10 protein-coding genes are annotated in these 17,301 nt (G+C 40.2%); 9 read left to right on the top strand and 1 reads right to left on the bottom strand.

The genetic code is table 11. The features are described from left to right. The first annotated feature begins 6 nt into the window (after positions 1-6). From JET18_RS17615 to JET18_RS17600, 4 genes are all read left to right on the top strand, one after another. Entirely contained in the window at positions 7-1,119 is a 1,113-nt protein-coding gene (locus JET18_RS17615; RefSeq protein WP_202093225.1) for an HlyD family secretion protein, read from the top strand. A gap of 229 nt (positions 1,120-1,348) precedes the next feature. Beyond that, positions 1,349-2,941 carry an MFS transporter gene (locus JET18_RS17610; protein WP_202093223.1) on the top strand — a complete coding sequence of 531 codons (1,593 nt, stop codon included), beginning with the start codon at positions 1,349-1,351 and terminating at the stop codon, positions 2,939-2,941. A 123-nt stretch (positions 2,942-3,064) separates the two neighbouring features. Further along, entirely contained in the window at positions 3,065-3,877 is an 813-nt protein-coding gene (locus JET18_RS17605; protein WP_202093221.1) for a siderophore-interacting protein, read from the top strand. Between the two features lie 363 nt (positions 3,878-4,240). Continuing rightward, positions 4,241-4,945 carry a class I SAM-dependent methyltransferase gene (locus JET18_RS17600; protein WP_202093218.1) on the top strand — a complete coding sequence of 235 codons (705 nt, stop codon included), beginning with the start codon at positions 4,241-4,243 and terminating at the stop codon, positions 4,943-4,945. Between the two features lie 227 nt (positions 4,946-5,172). Here JET18_RS17600 and metG read toward each other — a convergent pair whose 3' ends face one another. Then, positions 5,173-7,209, bottom strand: a complete 2,037-nt coding sequence (metG, locus tag JET18_RS17595) for a methionine--tRNA ligase (RefSeq protein ID WP_202093215.1) — start codon at positions 7,207-7,209, stop codon at positions 5,173-5,175. Between the two features lie 327 nt (positions 7,210-7,536). On the opposite strand from metG, the gene JET18_RS17590 reads away from it, so the two are divergent. The 5 genes from JET18_RS17590 (at position 7,537) to JET18_RS17570 (ending at position 17,299) form a co-directional block, all read left to right on the top strand. Beyond that, on the top strand, positions 7,537-10,290 hold the full coding sequence (locus JET18_RS17590; RefSeq protein WP_202093206.1) for a SusC/RagA family TonB-linked outer membrane protein: 2,754 nt from the start codon (positions 7,537-7,539) through the stop codon (positions 10,288-10,290). A gap of 11 nt (positions 10,291-10,301) precedes the next feature. After that, complete coding sequence (locus tag JET18_RS17585; protein ID WP_202093204.1) at positions 10,302-11,906, top strand: RagB/SusD family nutrient uptake outer membrane protein; 1,605 nt, start codon at positions 10,302-10,304, stop codon at positions 11,904-11,906. 18 nt (positions 11,907-11,924) lie between these two features. Further along, positions 11,925-13,040 carry a SusE domain-containing protein gene (locus JET18_RS17580; RefSeq protein WP_202093195.1) on the top strand — a complete coding sequence of 372 codons (1,116 nt, stop codon included), beginning with the start codon at positions 11,925-11,927 and terminating at the stop codon, positions 13,038-13,040. 76 nt (positions 13,041-13,116) lie between these two features. After that, the gene (locus tag JET18_RS17575) at positions 13,117-15,273 is read left to right on the top strand and encodes a glycoside hydrolase family 97 protein (RefSeq protein ID WP_202093192.1); all 2,157 of its coding nucleotides are present in this window, start codon (positions 13,117-13,119) and stop codon (positions 15,271-15,273) included. A gap of 157 nt (positions 15,274-15,430) precedes the next feature. Continuing rightward, positions 15,431-17,299 (top strand): glycoside hydrolase family 13 protein, encoded by a 1,869-nt coding sequence (locus JET18_RS17570; RefSeq protein WP_202093190.1) that lies wholly within the window; start codon positions 15,431-15,433, stop codon positions 17,297-17,299. Positions 17,300-17,301 lie beyond the last annotated feature (2 nt).

The following is a 17,301-nucleotide window of genomic DNA, read 5'->3' as shown; positions in this document are numbered from 1 at the left end:
AAGACAATGGAAAACAAGGAACAAACAACTCAAAATACTCAGGCGGCTCCGGCACAGTCAGGAGCGGTGGTGAAAAAGAAACAGAATAAAAAGAATAAAATAAGAGCGGTAATTTCTAATATCGTAGTATTTCTGGTAATAGGATTCGGGCTTTTCTGGCTGGTCCGTGAATATTTCCACATTGGAGATAAAACGTATACGGAAGCGGCTCAGGTAGAAGAATTCATCAACCCGATCAATACAAGGGTTTCAGCCTATATTAAAGACATAAAATTCATCGAACACCAGAAAGTTAAAAAAGGAGATACCTTGGTTATTCTGGATAAAAATGAACTTTTAACCCAATTGGGTCAGGCGGAAGCTGCTTATCAGAATGCACTGGCACAGAGATCGGCAACAAGTTCATCCGTCAATACCGTTTCCAATAACGTAAGCGTGATGGAATCCAATATTGCAGGTGCTAAAGCCAGATTGTGGAATGCCGAGCAAAATTTAAACAGATATAAAAACCTTCTTGCTGCAGAAGCGGTGACCAGACAGCAGTATGACCAGATCAAAACTGAATATGATGCGCAGAAAGCAGCGTATGAAACACTGGTGAATCAGAAGCAGTCTGCCAATCTTTCTACCACTGAGGTGAAAAGTAAATTAGGAATCAATGATGCGGAGATCAAAAGAACGAAATCTGCACTGGATATGGCGAAGATCAATCTTTCTTATACCGTAATCACAGCACCTTATGATGGGGTAATGGGACGGAGAACGATTTCTGAAGGACAGCTGATTCAGCCCGGTCAGCAGGTGGCGACCATCGTTCTGAACGGTCAGAAATGGGTAACCGCCAATTTCCTGGAAAAACAGATGCCGAATATTAAAGTCGGTCAGAAAATGATGATGACTGCTGATGCTTTGGGAGGAAAGAAATTTGAAGGAACGGTTACGGCTATTTCCGCTGCAACAGGTTCAAGATATTCAAACGTTCCTACCGATAATTCCACAGGAAACTTTATCAAGGTACAGCAGAGAATTCCGGTAAGGATAGAATTCAGCACTGCCAATAAAAAGGAAGACCTGGCTCAGCTGAGTGCGGGAATGAATATGAATGTGAATGTAAATTAAAAAATTAAAAAATTTAGAGATTAAAAGATTAAGAAAGGAAGCCGGAAGCCAGAAGAGGGAAGCTGATGCAGATGAAAAAACAGTTTCTGGCTCCTCTCTGATAATTTCTAATTTTTCTAAAGGAACTTATTTGGAATGCAGAAGTATAACGACAAAGATAAACTTCCATCTCCCATCCTCCCGCTTCCATCCTCTAACTTCTAACCTCTAATATCTAACTTCTAAATTCATGTACAACAAAGGACTATACAACAACTGGGTACCAAAACCCGTACAGCTTCTGCTTATCGTACTGCTGCTGGCTGTGGTGATGCCGCTTGGTGGTGTGTATACGGGAAATATCAGTTATCTGGTAAGCGGTACCGGAGCCATGACCGAATATTTCATGTGGGCTAATTATGCGACAACCATAGGAATGGGTGCCTGTATGCCGATTGTCCTCAGACTGAAGATGAGATTCAAGGTGAGGGATAAAATGACCATACTGCTCGTATTGTTAGGACTGCTGAGCTACATCAACGGAACGACAATGCAGCCTATGATATTTGTATTTACGGCTCTGTTTATCGGTTTTTTAAAGATGATGGTGACGATTGAGCTGTTTCTTCCCCTTATGGCGATGATCGGGAACAGAGGGATGTTTTACGGATTGTTTTACACCTTTGTTTTGGCGATGAATCAGGTGGCGGCTTATTATGCAGCGGTAGTTTCTATTAATTACAACTGGCAGCATTTTTATGTGATTGCAGCGGTATTATGTTTTATACTGGCATTGATTCACTGGGTTGTTATGCATGATAAATATTTTGCATTAAAAGTTCCGTTACACTACATTGACTGGATGAGTATCATGCTCTTCGTTTCGACGTTTATGTTTTCCGCATATGTTTTTTCATTCGGGAAACAGCAGGACTGGTGGAATTCAAAAGACATTATGAATGCGAGCATTGCGGCTTTTGTAAGCTTTGCATTGCTGGTGGTTCGTCAGTTTACTTTAAAAAGACCTTATTTATCATTCAAAATTTTCACAAAAAATAATGTGCAGCATGGTTTGTTTATGCTGTTGTGCCTGGGAATGTTCTTAGGAACGACTTCACTTCAGAATACCTTTGCGGTAGGAGTTCTTGGTTACGACCAACAGACGAATGCTGGATTGAATATGCTGATGATTCCGGGAATTATTCTGGCAGGTGCAGTCGCTGTATTCTGGTTCAAAAAAGAAATACCCCTGAAAATGTTCATCTTCTCCGGTTTTTCTGCGATGATGGGATATTCATTGATCATGTATTTTTCAATGGTCCTGGAATTCAATTATGAAAACTGGTATCTGCCGATGTTTTTAAAAGGATATGGAATGTGTTCGCTGTTTATTTCAGTGTGGTTTTATACGCTGGATAAACTTGAACTGGATGATATGCTGGCAGCCATCGGGCTGGTCTTGGTTTGGAGAACTTTCCTGGCGGTGGGCTTTTTCTCAGCACTGTATTCATGGTTTCAGTACCGTTTTCAGGTGACGGCGGTAGGTGATCTTGCTGTGTATATTGATGGAATGACGGTGAGTCCCCAGAATATAGCAGCCAATATGAAGACTATTCAGCTGAATGCCATTATCGTATCCGGTAAAAAGATCTTTGGATACATTATTTTAACCGGGTTTGGAGTATTGCTCTATGTACTGACCCATCATTTCGGAAGAGAAAGATTCCAGTATTTAAGATTTATCAGGGTTTTAGGCGGTAAATCTGTAATTGCGAGAAGAAGACTTCGCGAACATAAAAAATTAATAGAAGAAATAAAAGACGCAGCAGGACCTGCGGTTTAAAGATACCTTGTTTTTCACCGTAAAGCTCTGCTGCAATTTTGTAGCGGAGCTTTACATTTTTAGATTAATTGTTTTTATTTAGACAAAATAAAATTAAATTTGTATTGAATAAAAAATAAAAAGATGACAAGAATTCCAACAGGCCGCGTTGTTGCAGAACTTATCAGAAAAGAATATATCACAGGCCATTTTATAAGAGTGTATCTCTATTCTCCTGATGCTCATTTGTTCAAAAATACTTCCATCGGCGATAATAATAAAATTGCTGTACCTCCGGCGGGTTTAAATGAAATCCATTTTCCCACTCTGGATGAAAACCGCCAGTGGGTTTATCCTCCAAAAGAAGTGGCTCCGGCCGTAAGAACCTACACCCATCGCGGAATAGATCTTGAGAAAAATATACTGATCATCGATTTTGTGGATCATGGAGACGGTGGTCCCGCTTCAAAATGGGCAAGAGAATCTGAAGCAGGTTCAAAGCTCGGCATCATGATGCGTACAGAAACAAAAGAAATGTATCCGGAAGCAGATTGGTACCTGTTTGCTGGAGATGCTACAGCCATTCCGGTTCTTGGAGCCATGCTGGAAACACTGCCGGAAAAAGCAAAAGGAGTCTGCATCATCGAAGTTCACGGAAAAGAAGACGAACAGATTTTTGAAACCAAAGCTGATATTGAATTCATTTGGCTTCATAACGCAACACCTCATATCAGCAGTGAAATGGCTGATACCGTAAAAAGCATCAATATTCCGGAAACCACAAAATTCGGGTACATTGCAGCAGAATTTTCAAGTGTCAAAGACATACGGACTTACCTGCGGAAAGAAAAAAACTGGACCGCACAGGAGCTGAACGCCTATTCCTACTGGAAAGCGGGCGTAGCGGAAAATGAATCGGAGAAGGATAGGCATAAGGAGAAGGATTCGATGGGGTAGGTGTTGTGGGATGCGTGGTTCGGGTTTCGGGATTCGAGATGTGGATTTTGTTTTTTATTTGCGAGTTTTTTGTTGCTGGTTGCTGGCTTTTTGGTTACTGGTTAGAGTAGTTCGGTTAATAAGGGTGTATTATTTTTGATACCCGTTGTGTGATGTTTGGTTTCTTGGTTCCTGGTTCTTGAATCCTCCATTCACCACTCACTTGCGAAGCAAAATTCACCATTGACCTTACTATTCTGACTAAAACCATAATTCCCCGTACCCCGAAACTCGAACCCCATACCTCGTACCGCGAACCCCGTACCCCGAAACAACTTGCACCCAGCCCCCGAAACCCTTATCTTTGCACTTTTAAAGACAGCAATGAAAGATTTAATGGGTAAGGCAGTCTGGGATTATTTTCACAACGAAAATCCAGAAGATCTGCAGACGGAAACTTCAATATCGGAACTGGATGAACTTCCGGTAGACTACCTTTTCAGGGATTTTGAAGAGATGAACGATATTGAGCAGAAAGCGCTGGATGCAGCTCAGGGAAAGGTGCTGGATATTGGTGCCGGTGCCGGTTCTCATGCTTTGTATCTTCAGAATGAAAGGAATCTTGATGTTTTGGCATTAGATATTTCACCAAAATCGATTGAAGTCTGCAAACTCCGTGGAATAAAAAAAGCGGTTTGTGAAAATATGCTTGATTTCTCCGGTGAAACTTTCGATACCGTTCTGCTTTTGATGAATGGAACCGGAATTTTTGAAAGCCTGGACAAAATTGATACCTACCTTAAAAAACTTCACACTTTCCTGAATGATAACGGACAAATCTTAATCGATAGCACAGATATCCTGTATATGTTCGACCGTGATGAAGACGGTGGTGTATATATTCCGGCTGGCGGTTATTATGGCGAGCTGGATTACGTAGTTCATTACAAAGGAGAATCCGAAAACCCGATCAAATGGCTGTATCTTGATTTTCAGACCTTGAAAAATGCTGCAGAAAATAATGGTTTTACAGTAGAAAAAGTAATGCAGGATGAAGATGCTTACCTGACAAGGCTGACTAAAAAGTAACTCTTCTGTCATTGCGAGCGAAGCGAAGCAATCTCTTAATATTCTTAATCGCTAAACGGTCCTTAATGGTTTTATTTGTTGAACCATTAAGATTAAAATTAAGTTTTTAAGATTATTAAGTATAAACTTCGTTTTAAGAGATTGCTTCGCTTCGCTCGCAATGATAGGAACAAAATAAAAAAGACACACGAAAATCGTGTGTCTTTTGTTTTATCTGAAATATAGGTTTATCCTATCTCAATACCGTTTTCTACATTGCTGTCATCCGGGGTTACGAAAGACAGTTTTCCGTCCGGTTTTGTAGTTAATAAGAACATTCCCTGAGACTCAATGCCTCTTATTTTTCTTGGAGCAAGATTTAACAGGATCATTACCTGTTTTCCTACCAGTTCTTCCGGTGTAAAGCTTTCTGCCACACCTGAAACTACAGTTCTGATATCAACACCTGTATCTACTTTGAATTTCAGTAATTTATCAGCTTTTTCTACTTTTTCAGCTTCTAAAATGGTTGCTGTTCTAAGGTCTATTTTAGCAAAATCATCAAAAGAAATCTCTTCTTTCATAGGGTTGGCGTTAGGGTTTGTTTTTTTATTGTTTTGTTTCGTCTGTTCCAGTTTTTCAATCTGAGCTTCAATTACGCTGTCTTCAATTTTAGAGAAAAGAAGAGAAGCTTCATTGATTTTATGACCTGTTTCTACTAAGACAGATTGAGTTTCTACATCATTCCAGTTTACCTGCTGAGCATTAAACATTGTTAGTAGCTTCTCAGAGCTGAAAGGCATAAATGGTTCACATAACTGAGCTAATGCAACAGCAAGCTGAGCACCAACAAATAAAGACTGTGCTGCTTTTTCAGGGCTGTCCTTAATGGTTTTCCAGGGCTCTTCAGTCTGAAGATACTGGTTTCCAAAACGGGCAAGATTCATTAACGCAGTTAAAGCATTTCTGAATTCATAATTTTCCAGGAATCCTGAAATTTCTTTAGCCGCTTTGTTGATTTCTACTAATTCAGGGCTGTTGACGTCTCCCTGAGGAACAACACCATCATAATATTTATGAATCAGTACAGCAACTCTATTGATAAAGTTCCCGAAAATTCCTACCAGTTCAGAATTATTCTTAGTCTGGAAATCCTTCCATGTAAAATTATTATCCTTTGTTTCAGGAGCGGAGGAAAGAAGTGCATATCTTAAAACATCCTGCTGTCCCGGGAATTCTTCCACATATTCATGCGCCCAGACTGCCCAGTTTCTTGACGTTGAGATCTTGTCGTTTTCAAGGTTCAGGAATTCAAATGCAGGAACGTTTTTCGGCATGATATAATCTCCGTGAGCCTTCATCATCGCAGGGAAAATAATGCAGTGGAATACAATATTATCCTTTCCGATAAAGTGAACCAGGTCACTGTTTTCGTTCTGCCAGTAATCTTTCCAGTCTTTTCCGTTTTTCTCTGCCCATTCTTTCGTGAAAGAAATATATCCGATTGGCGCATCAAACCATACGTAAAGCACTTTACCTTCCGCATTTGGAAGTGGAACCGGAACTCCCCAGTTCAGGTCTCTGGTCATTGCACGCGGCTTTAAACCGTCATTAAGCCAGGATTTAACCTGTCCGTAAACGTTCGGCTTCCAGTCGTCTTTATGGCCTTCAATGATCCATTCGTTCAGGAAGTCTTCGTATTCATTTAAAGGAAGATACCAGTTTTTGGTGTCTTTTAGGATCGGAATATTTCCGCTCAGCATCGATTTCGGATTGATCAGTTCTGAAGGGGACAGGGTAGAGCCACATTTTTCACACTGATCTCCGTAAGCATTCTCATTGCCGCAGTTCGGGCATGTTCCTACAATATAACGGTCTGCCAGGAATTCTCCGGCCTGCTCATCAAAATACTGCTCAGAAACCTCTTCCGTGAATTTCCCTTTTTCATAAAGAACTTTGAAGAAATCCTGACTGGTTTCGTAATGCTTTTTAGAGGTCGTTCTGGAATACTCATCAAAAGAAATTCCCAGATCCGAAAAAGATTTTTTGATGATCTCGTGGTATTTATCTACGATATCCTGAGGCGTTACTCCTTCTTTTTTTGCTCTGATGGTAATAGGAATTCCGTGTTCATCCGACCCGCAGATAAACGCTACATCTTTTCCTAATCTTCTTTGAAATCTTGCGTAAACATCCGCAGGAATATATACACCTGCCAAATGTCCTATATGAACCGGTCCGTTTGCATAAGGCAAAGCTGCCGTAATCATCTTTCTGTTTGACATTTTATAGTAAAGTTTTAACTGCAAAGATAAGGATTATCTCAGTAAAACCGCTTAAACTTCCATTATAATAAGTTTTTTCCTCTTCAGGAAGCGAAGGATATTACATTTAGTTAAACAAATGTTTAACTAAATGTTAATTTAATTCACGTATTATGCTTTGCATAAGTTAACGTAAAGTTATGAATAACAGGTATTTGGTATTGAATGGATTGTAAATTTACGTAAAATTGTGCAAATTTTCAATAATTTTATGATAATTATAATTTTTTTATAAATTGCAAAGCTGGTCAGACAGCTTAATTAAAACGAAACTAAAAAAACGATATTGTGAGAAATTTTACAACGGTGTTAAAAATAGCGCCTGCATTTCTATTGGCTGGTTCAATGATGCATGCGCAGGCACAGGACTCCGCTACAAAGGAGAAAAAGATCGAGGAAGTGGTATTGATCGGATATGGGAAGCAGAAAAAATCAGACCTTACCGGATCCATTACTTCCGTAAGTTCAAAGGATTTTAACGGAGGTGCAGTTTCTGCCGGGCAATTGATTCAGGGGAAAACACCAGGGGTGCAGATCACGAACAACAGTGGTGCACCAGGTTCAGGAACCAAGATCAGAATCAGGGGTACCTCTTCCTTGAGTGGAGAAAACTCCCCATTGATCGTCATTGACGGAGTTCCTCAGGATTTTGTGGGAATGAACGGGGTTTCTGATCCTCTATCTTTAATCAATCCCAATGATATTGAGACCTTTGATATCCTGAAAGATGCTTCTGCTACTGCGATCTATGGTAACAGAGCTTCCAACGGGGTTATTTTGATCACGACTAAAAAAGGAAGTGCCGGAAAATTTAAGGTAAATTTCTCTACAGTGGCTTCAGTTTCCACTAAGATGGGAAATGTGGATGTGCTTAATGCGCAGGAATTCAGAGATTTTGTGAATACCTATGGATCTGCCAATTACAAAGCCAAGCTTGGAACTTCTGATACCAACTGGCAGAACCAGATTTATCAGGCTGCATGGGGAACAGATAACAACTTAGCCCTTGCCGGAGGTATTAAAGGACTGCCTTACCGTTTATCATTAGGGTATAATGAGCAGAATGGTATCGTAAAGTCGAACTCTTTCCGAAGAACTTCAATAGGCTTGAATTTAAATCCAAAATTCTTTGACAATCACTTATCAGTAAATGTAAATGCAAAAGGGACCTTTACGGATAACCGGTTTGTAGATGGCGGAGTAATCAAGGCGGCTACCTATTTTGATCCTACACAACCTGTGTATTCAGGAAATTCCAATTACGGAGGGTATTATGAATGGCTGGCTGCGGGATCTGCAACAGGATACAATGTGAACGCCAACACCAATCCACTTGGACTGATCTATGGGGTAAGAGATGTATCTTCCGTTACCAGAGGATTGGGAAATATTCAGCTAGACTATAAATTTCACTTTCTTCCGGACCTGCATTTTAACGTAAACGCTGGTTATGATTATACAAAAAGTGAAGGACATAAGTATAAAGATGCCACTTATAGACCAGGTTTTGAAGACAAGGGAAGTTCGAACTTCTATACAATGGAAAAGAACAACAAGCTTTTGGAAACCTATTTTAATTATGTGAAGACTATCAGTGCCATTAATACCGGTGTGGATATTACGGCAGGATATGCTTACCAGGATTTCCGTATGAGTATTCCGGGAGCTGTTACCTATAGAGGAACCGGAATTAATACACAGGACTTGGATTTCAGGACTCAATATACACTGGTTTCTTTTTATGGAAGAGCAATTTTTACAGTAGCGAATAAATATATTATTTCAGGATCTGTTCGTCAGGACGGTTCTTCAAGATTCTTTAACAAAACAAGAGATAACGTATGGGGTGTTTTTCCGGGAGTTTCATTAGCCTGGAAGCTTAACGAGGAAAGTTTTATCAAAAATATTTCTGCCATCAGTACGTTGAAACTGAGAGCAGGCTGGGGGAAAACAGGACAGCAGGAACTTCCCGCTTTAAATGGTAATAAACCTAATAACTATCCGGCTTTTGCAGCTTATAATCCAAGTTACCCTGAAGCAAGTTACCAGTTTGGAAATGAATTCTATTTTATGTTCAGACCTGCTAACTATAATCCGAATCTTACCTGGGAAACTACGACTACAAAGAATATAGGTTTAGATTATGGTTTTGCTAAAAATAGAATTACAGGATCCATTGATCTTTTCAGAAAAGATACCAAAGACCTTTTAGTATATGCAGATGAAGCTGCAGGAGGTTTAAGCAACGCCAGCTGGCAGAATGTAGGGGATATGAAGAATCAGGGAATTGAAGGAAGCATTACGGTAATCCCTGTTAAAAACGAAAAAACAACATGGGAAATGAGTTTTAATGCAACTCATTACAAACCGGTAGTGACCAAGCTTAAAGATAGGGCTGATGAATCTTTCAACATGGAAGTTGGAGGCATTGAAGGAGGTTCAGGAAACAAAATCCAGGCTCACGCCGTAGGATATGCTCCCAATTCATTCTGGGTATATCAGCAGGTATATGACAGTAACGGAAAACCTGTGGACGGCGCATTTGTAGACCGAAACGGAGACGGGACTATCACACCTAAAGATATGTATTATTACAAATCTACCACTCCGGATGCAATTTTAGGATTCTCAACAAAAGTATCTCATAAAAACTGGGATTTTGCCCTGAGTGCAAGAGCGGTTTTAGGAAACTATGTGTATAACAATATGGCTTCCAACAGCTCAATACAGTCTACATCCACCAATGAATACCTTCAGAATGTATTCTCCTCGGCACCGGAATATAAATTCGCTGTACCTCAGTATAAATCAGATATTTATGTAGAGAACGCATCGTTCTTAAGATTGGATAATATTAATGTGGGCTACAATTTCGGAGAAGTTTTCTCTAAGGGAAGCAACCTGAAAATCTATGGTATGGCTCAGAATGTTTTTGTAGTGACCAAATATACAGGAGTAGATCCTGAAGTTTTTGGCGGCATAGACAACGGATACTATCAGATGCCTAGAATATATTCATTAGGCTTAAACTTTCAATTTTAAATTTTATTACGATGAAACTAAATACAATCAAACTTAAAAATATAGTACTGCCTCTTTCTGCTGCATTTTTACTCACTACTGCATCTGCATGTATCAGTGATCTGGAAAGAGAGCCTATTACGGACGTAACATCAGCGAATATCTACAAAGATTTCTCTAATTATAAAAATATTTTAGCCAAGCTTTATGGAGGTTTTGCTATGGGTGGGCAGATAAGCGGGGATGGTGACCAGCCTGATAGTGATATCAATGGAATCAACGGTGGATTCTCCCAGTACACCAGATTACTGTACAATCTGAATGTGGTTACCACTGATGAAGCTGTAATCGGGTGGAATGACGGAAACCTTCATACCCTGCACAAAATGACCTGGGATTCTTCCAACGAATTCATTGCAGCCATGTATTACAGGATCTATACGGAAATTGCTTTCTGTAATGAGTTCCTGAGAAATGTAACGGATGAAAAGCTGACGGAAAATAATATTACAGGAGACAATCTTGCCCAGGCAAAACTTATGAGAGCAGAAGCCCGTTTCCTGAGAGCACAGTCTTATACGCATGCCATAGATATGTTTGGAAATGTTCCTTTTGTAGATGAAACCTATCTTCCTGGATCGGTAAATCCGCCACAGAGAATAGACAGAAAATCATTATTTAATTTTATTGAGTCTGAATTGGTTGCCGTAGCAGCAGAATTGAAAGACCCTAAAACCAATGAGTACGGAAGAGCGGATAAAGCCGCTGCATGGTCATTATTGGCAAAATTATATTTAAATGCAGAAGTATATACAGGAACACAGAGAAATACAGATTGTATCACCTATTGTAACAAAGTCATTGCAGCAGGTTACTCTTTAAAGCCGAAATACGATGAGCTGTTCCTTGCAGATAATAATCTTAACAACCCGGAGCAGATTTTCAGTGTCAATTTTGACGGAATCAATACACAAACCAATGGTGGAACCACTTTCCTTGTGCATGCTGCGATCGGGGGTGATATGAAAGCAGTGGAATTCGGAGTTAATGGCGGATGGAGCGGTTTAAGAACCACGAAAGCATTTGTAGGACTATTCCCATCTAATGGAAGTGATAAAAGAGGAAGATTCTTTACAGCAGGACAAAACCTGGAAATTAATGACTTAGGTTCATTTACCGATGGTTATGCATTTATCAAGTATAAAAATATAAAAAGCAATGGAGCAGCAGGAGCCCACAACAACTGGGTAGAAGCTGATATTCCTTTATACCGTCTTGCGGATATTTATCTGATGTACGCTGAAGCAGTCCTTAGAGGCGGTGGCGGAGGAAGCCAGGCAACTGCAGTTGGCTACGTGAACCAGTTAAGAGAACGTGCTTACGGAAATACAAGTGGAAACGTAACCTCAATCAATCTGAACTTTATTTTGGATGAAAGAGCAAGAGAACTTTCATGGGAAACAACCAGAAGATCAGACCTTGTGCGTTTTAACAGATATACAACAGCAGATTATCTATGGCCTTGGAAAGGAAATGTGAAAGATGGAAAAGCAGTGGAAAGCTATAGAAATCTTTTCCCTATTCCGAACAAAGACATTATCGCTAACCCTAACCTGATTCAGAATCCTGGTTACTAACCTTTAAAAACTGTTAAAATGAAAAATTTATTCAAAATATTATCCCTGTCCGTACTGGGAATATTGCTGGTATCTTGTGAAAAGGACGAAGACAAGGCAGTAATCAGCGAAACTTCTGCAGGTAAGGTCTCCTCTGATAAAAATACAATAATTCTCAGTGAGCTTACGGCAAATGATGCTGTCATCAGCTTTTCATGGACAAAACCATCATTTAATATTGCCGTAGTTCCTTCTCAGCAGATAGAATTTGGTTTAAAAGGAGATGGCTTCAAAAAAAGTGCGACCATTGATTTTTCCAATGATGTTACACAAGGTTCTGCTACCCATGCCGCGGTGAATGCTGCGATGTTCAACATCGGGGCCACTCCGGATGTGGTGAATGAAGTGGAAGCAAGATTAAAAACATCTGTAGGATCAGCAGCTTTTTATTCCAATGTAATAGCGATTAAAGTAACGCCTTATACTCCAAATCCGGATCTGATCTATCCAAAGATCAATGTACCGGGAGCTTATGCAGGAGCGGCGGGATATGCCAACTGGACGCCAGCCAATTCTCCCAACCTGTTTTCCCCTGAAAAGAATGATAATTACAGAGGATTTATCTGGATTAACAATGCAGCAGGTGATAACGGGAAGTACAAATTCGCGATTAATCAGGACTGGCCGGGAAATAAAGGGGATGACGGAACAAAAACCGGAAAACTGGTTGTAGACGGGTCAGATATCGTGCCGGCTTCAGCAGGAACCTTCTACATGAAAGTGGACTGGGCAGCCAATACCTATTCTTCGGTACTGGCCAACTTCGGGGTGATTGGAGATGCCACGCCTGCGGGATGGGGTTCAGATACAGATTTTGTCTATAATCCGGCTACCAAAACTTATGTAATCAATTCTATTATGCTGAACAGCACAGGATTGTTTAAGTTCAGAGCAAACGACGACTGGTTGTTGAAAATCCAGCCTAAGAAAACGGATGAAGCACTGGTTTCAGGAAAAGCCGTACAGACTTATTTCAATGCTGAAAATACAGTAGACGGTGATCCTGGCTATAAAGTATCAGAAGCAGGAAACTATAAAATAGAACTGGATCTTCATAATTCAGCCTATTACAAGTTAACGGTTACAAAATTGTAAAATAATACCAATTAAGCAGATAAAGTGTTGCTTTACCGCAGCACTTTATCTATTTTTAAGTTTATAAATAGTCATTATGAAGAAAATTACAGTTGGAGCATTTTTGCTCTCAATGATGTTCGTGGGGGTGAATGCACAGTCTTTGAAATCACCGGATGGAAAGTTTGAAATGAACTTTCAGCTGAAACAGGGAGTACCTTATTACAACCTGAAATACAACGGGGCTGTGGTCGTGGAAGATTCTAAATTAGGATTGAGATTATTTAAAGACTCAGCCATTAAATTTGCATCCGAAATTGCAAAACCGGATGATGCCAAATTTGATCTGAATAACGGGTTCACGAAAAAAGATGAAAAACGCGACTCCAAAAACGAAACCTGGCAGCCGGTTCTTGGCGAAAAGAAAAACTATATCAATCATTATAACGAGCTTGCGGTTACCCTTGATCAGGCTTCTACAGACAGAAGTATTGTCGTAAAGTTCAGACTGTTCAATGACGGTCTTGGATTCCGGTATGAATTCCCGCAGCAGAAAAACCTGAATTATTTCGTCATCAGGGAAGAAGATTCCGAAATCGATTTTCCTACCGATATGAAAGCCTGGTGGATGGTGGCAGATTACGATTCTCAGGAATACCAGTATCAGGAAACCAAAATTTCCGAAATTCCTGCACAGTGGGACAAAGCATTTGATGCCAACGCTTCACAGAAACTGGTTAAAAATGCGGTTCAGTCTCCGTTAATGCTTAAAAAAGAAGGTAAAGAGCCATTGTATGTAAACGTTGCAGAAGCAGCCGTTTTGGATTACCCGGCTTCCCATCTTGAAGTGGATGCTCAGAATTTTAAATTCAAAACCCATCTTACGGCTGACAGACAGGGTGCGAAAGGATACATTCAGACACCGTCTGTAACGCCGTGGAGAACCATTATTGTTGCTCCGAAAGCTGAAGAAGTGATGGATTCCAAAATGATCTTCAATCTTAATGAACCTACAAAATATACCGATACCTCTTACATTCACCCTACAAAATACATGGGAGTCTGGTGGGAAATGATCATCGGAAAATCCCAGTGGGCTTACTCTACAGCAGAAAATGTTCATTTGGACAAAACAGATTTTGCAAAGCTTACCCCGAACGGGAAACATGCAGCCAACAATACAAAAGTTAAAGAATATATTGACTTTGCTGCTGAAAACGGCTTCCAGGGACTATTGATTGAAGGCTGGAACATCGGATGGGAAGACTGGTTCGGTCACTCCAAAGAATATGTCTTTGATTTCATTACCCCTTACCCGGATTTTGATATCAAAATGCTGAATGATTATGCCCATTCAAAAGGAATTAAGCTGATCATGCACCACGAAACTTCAGGTTCTGCAACCAACTATGAAAGATGGGCTGATAAAGCTTTTGAAGTCATGAATAAATATGGTTATGATGCCGTGAAAACAGGATACGTAGGCGATATTATTCCAAGAGGGGAGCATCATTATTCCCAATGGACGATCAACCATTTCTACAGAATTGCTGAAAAAGCGAATCAGTATAAAATTATGGTCAATTCCCATGAATCCGTTCGTCCTACAGGAGAAAGCCGTACCTACCCGAACTATATTTCGGCAGAAGCGGCCAGAGGAACTGAATATGAAGCATTCGGAGGAAACAAGCCGGATCACCAGACCGTTCTTCCATTCACCAGATGGATGGGTGGATCTATGGATTATACACCGGGAATCTTCCAGACGAAATTAGACTATTATTTCCCTGGAGATAAACGTTTTGTGAAAACCACACTGGCAAAACAGTTGGCGCTGTATGTTACCATGTACATGCCTCTTCAGATGGCGGCGGATCTTCCTGAGAACTACAAAAAGCATATGGATGCCTTCCAGTTCATCAAGGATGTGGCGGCAGACTGGGATGATACCAGGATCTTATCAGCCGAGCCCGGCGATTATGTCATCACGGCAAGAAAAGCAAAAGGAACAGAAAACTGGTTCGTAGGCGGTATTACCGATGAAAACAAACGTGAATACACGGTAGATTTCTCATTCCTTGATAAGGGCAAAAAATATGAAGTAACGGTGTATGAGGACGGAAAAGATGCAGACTACATCGACAATCCTCAAAGCTATAACATCTACAAAAAACAGATCACAAGCAAATCTAAATTGAATTTCAAAATGGCGAGAAGCGGCGGTTTCGCAGTTTCTGTGAAGCCTGTAAATTAAGATCTGAATTGATATTTCAGGGATGCCCCGGCTCATTGTACATCAGGAAAATGATCCGGGGCATTATCTTTTTTGCACGATAATCACGCGAAAAATTTTACGTTTTCTAACCTTGTTTTCGAAATATAGTATTAAATTGAAATTTGATCCTGAAAAAATGAAAAAACTATCCATTGTATTGGCACTTTCGATAGCTGCTGCAGCCTTTTCCCAGACCAAACCTTTAGAAAAAGTAGAGCCTGCATTCTGGTGGAAAGGAATGAAAAATCCTGAGCTTCAGATTCTGGTCTATGGAAAAAATATTGCACAAAATGAAATTGAGCTTTCCGACGGTATTCAGATAAAAGATATCAAAAAAGTTGAAAACCCAAACTATGTATTTATCACCGTTAATACCAACGAGATCAATGCTCCAAAGTTTAAAATCAATATTAAAAAAGGAAAGAAAAATATAAGTTCCTACGATTATGAGCTTAAACAGAGAGCAGCCGGCTCTGCGGACCGCGAATCTTTTACTTCAAAAGATGTCATGTACCTCATTATGCCGGACCGTTTTGCCAATGGAGATGAAAAGAATGATTCCAGACCTGATCTCATTGAAAAAAATGACCGCAGCTTACCGAACGGAAGACACGGCGGCGACCTTCGGGGAATTATCAACAACCTCGATTATATCCAGAACCTTGGCGCAACCTCTGTCTGGCTCACACCCGTGAATGAAGACAATGAAAAAGTATACTCTTACCACGGATATGCACAGACGGATCTTTATAAAATTGATGGACGCTTCGGAACCAATGAAGAATACCGCGAACTTTCCCGGAAACTGAACAAGCGGAATATGAAGCTGGTCATGGATTATGTAACGAATCACTGGGGTGTTTCCCACTGGATGATCAAAGATCTTCCTTCCAAAGACTGGATTCATTGGTTTGATGAAGGGAAAAACGGCTTTTACCGTTCCAATTACAAAACCACCACACAGTTTGACCCCAATGCATCAGAAATTGATAAGAAATATGCACTGGACGGATGGTTTGATACAACAATGCCCGATATTAACCAGAAAAACCCGCTGGTCTTAAAATACCTCACCCAAAATGCAATCTGGTGGATAGAATATGCCGAACTGGGCGGTTTACGCGTAGATACTTATCCATACAATGATAAAGAGGCTATGGCCAAATGGGCAAAAGCCATTACCGATGAATATCCAAAATTCAATATTGTAGGTGAAACCTGGCTGTATACCGCCGGACAGATCTCCGCATGGCAGAAAAACTCTAAAACCGGAGAAGCCGCCGGATACAATTCCAATCTGCCTTCCGTGATGGATTTTATGCTGTTTGCCGATATGCCGAAAGCCCTCAAAGAAAAAGAAGGCTGGGATACCGGAATGATCAAGCTTTACAATGTTTTTACAAGCGATTTCCTGTACCCTGATCTTAATAATCTTCTGGTTTTCTTTGAAAATCACGATACGGAACGATGGAACGAGATTTTCAATGCCGATCCAAAGGCTTATAAAATGGCACTGGCCATGATTTCTACGGTAAGAGGAACTCCACAAATTTATTACGGCTCAGAAATAGGGATGCGCGGTGATAAAACCAAAGGCGGTGATGCCGATATCCGCAGGGATTTTCCGGGTGGCTGGAAATCTGATACTCAAAATGCTTTCAACCCTTCATCACAAACCCTTGAACAAAAGGATTTTTATCAGTTTTCGCAAAAATTATTGAACTGGAGAAAAGGAAAAGACGTGATCCATACCGGAAAAACTAAAAATTACGTTCCCCAGAATGATATTTTTGTGTATTTTAGATACAATGATAAAGAAAATGTAATGGTGGTCATCAACAATAATGAAAAAGATCAGATGGTAGACTTAAAACGTTTTTCTGAATCATTGAACGGGGTGAAAAAAGGTAAAGAGGTTATTTCAGGAAAAGATATTTCTCTGGAAAACAGTCTTGCTGTACCTGCTAAAACGCCTCTGATCATCGAATTCCAAAACAAAAATTAATT

The organism is Chryseobacterium endalhagicum, from assembly GCF_016745235.1.
In the GTDB taxonomy this organism is placed as follows: domain Bacteria; phylum Bacteroidota; class Bacteroidia; order Flavobacteriales; family Weeksellaceae; genus Chryseobacterium; species Chryseobacterium endalhagicum.
This window is presented reverse-complemented; position numbering and strand designations above follow the sequence as displayed.

What these genes read in the sequence shown, in the direction of transcription:
- JET18_RS17615 (WP_202093225.1), top strand. Translation starts at nt 7, where the DNA reads ATGGAAAACAAGGAACAAACAACTCAAAATACTCAGGCGGCTCCGGCA.
- JET18_RS17610 (WP_202093223.1), top strand. Translation starts at nt 1,349, where the DNA reads ATGTACAACAAAGGACTATACAACAACTGGGTACCAAAACCCGTACAG.
- JET18_RS17605 (WP_202093221.1), top strand. Translation starts at nt 3,065, where the DNA reads ATGACAAGAATTCCAACAGGCCGCGTTGTTGCAGAACTTATCAGAAAA.
- JET18_RS17600 (WP_202093218.1), top strand. Translation starts at nt 4,241, where the DNA reads ATGAAAGATTTAATGGGTAAGGCAGTCTGGGATTATTTTCACAACGAA.
- metG (WP_202093215.1), bottom strand. Translation starts at nt 7,209, where the DNA reads ATGTCAAACAGAAAGATGATTACGGCAGCTTTGCCTTATGCAAACGGA.
- JET18_RS17585 (WP_202093204.1), top strand. Translation starts at nt 10,302, where the DNA reads ATGAAACTAAATACAATCAAACTTAAAAATATAGTACTGCCTCTTTCT.
- JET18_RS17580 (WP_202093195.1), top strand. Translation starts at nt 11,925, where the DNA reads ATGAAAAATTTATTCAAAATATTATCCCTGTCCGTACTGGGAATATTG.
- JET18_RS17575 (WP_202093192.1), top strand. Translation starts at nt 13,117, where the DNA reads ATGAAGAAAATTACAGTTGGAGCATTTTTGCTCTCAATGATGTTCGTG.
- JET18_RS17570 (WP_202093190.1), top strand. Translation starts at nt 15,431, where the DNA reads ATGAAAAAACTATCCATTGTATTGGCACTTTCGATAGCTGCTGCAGCC.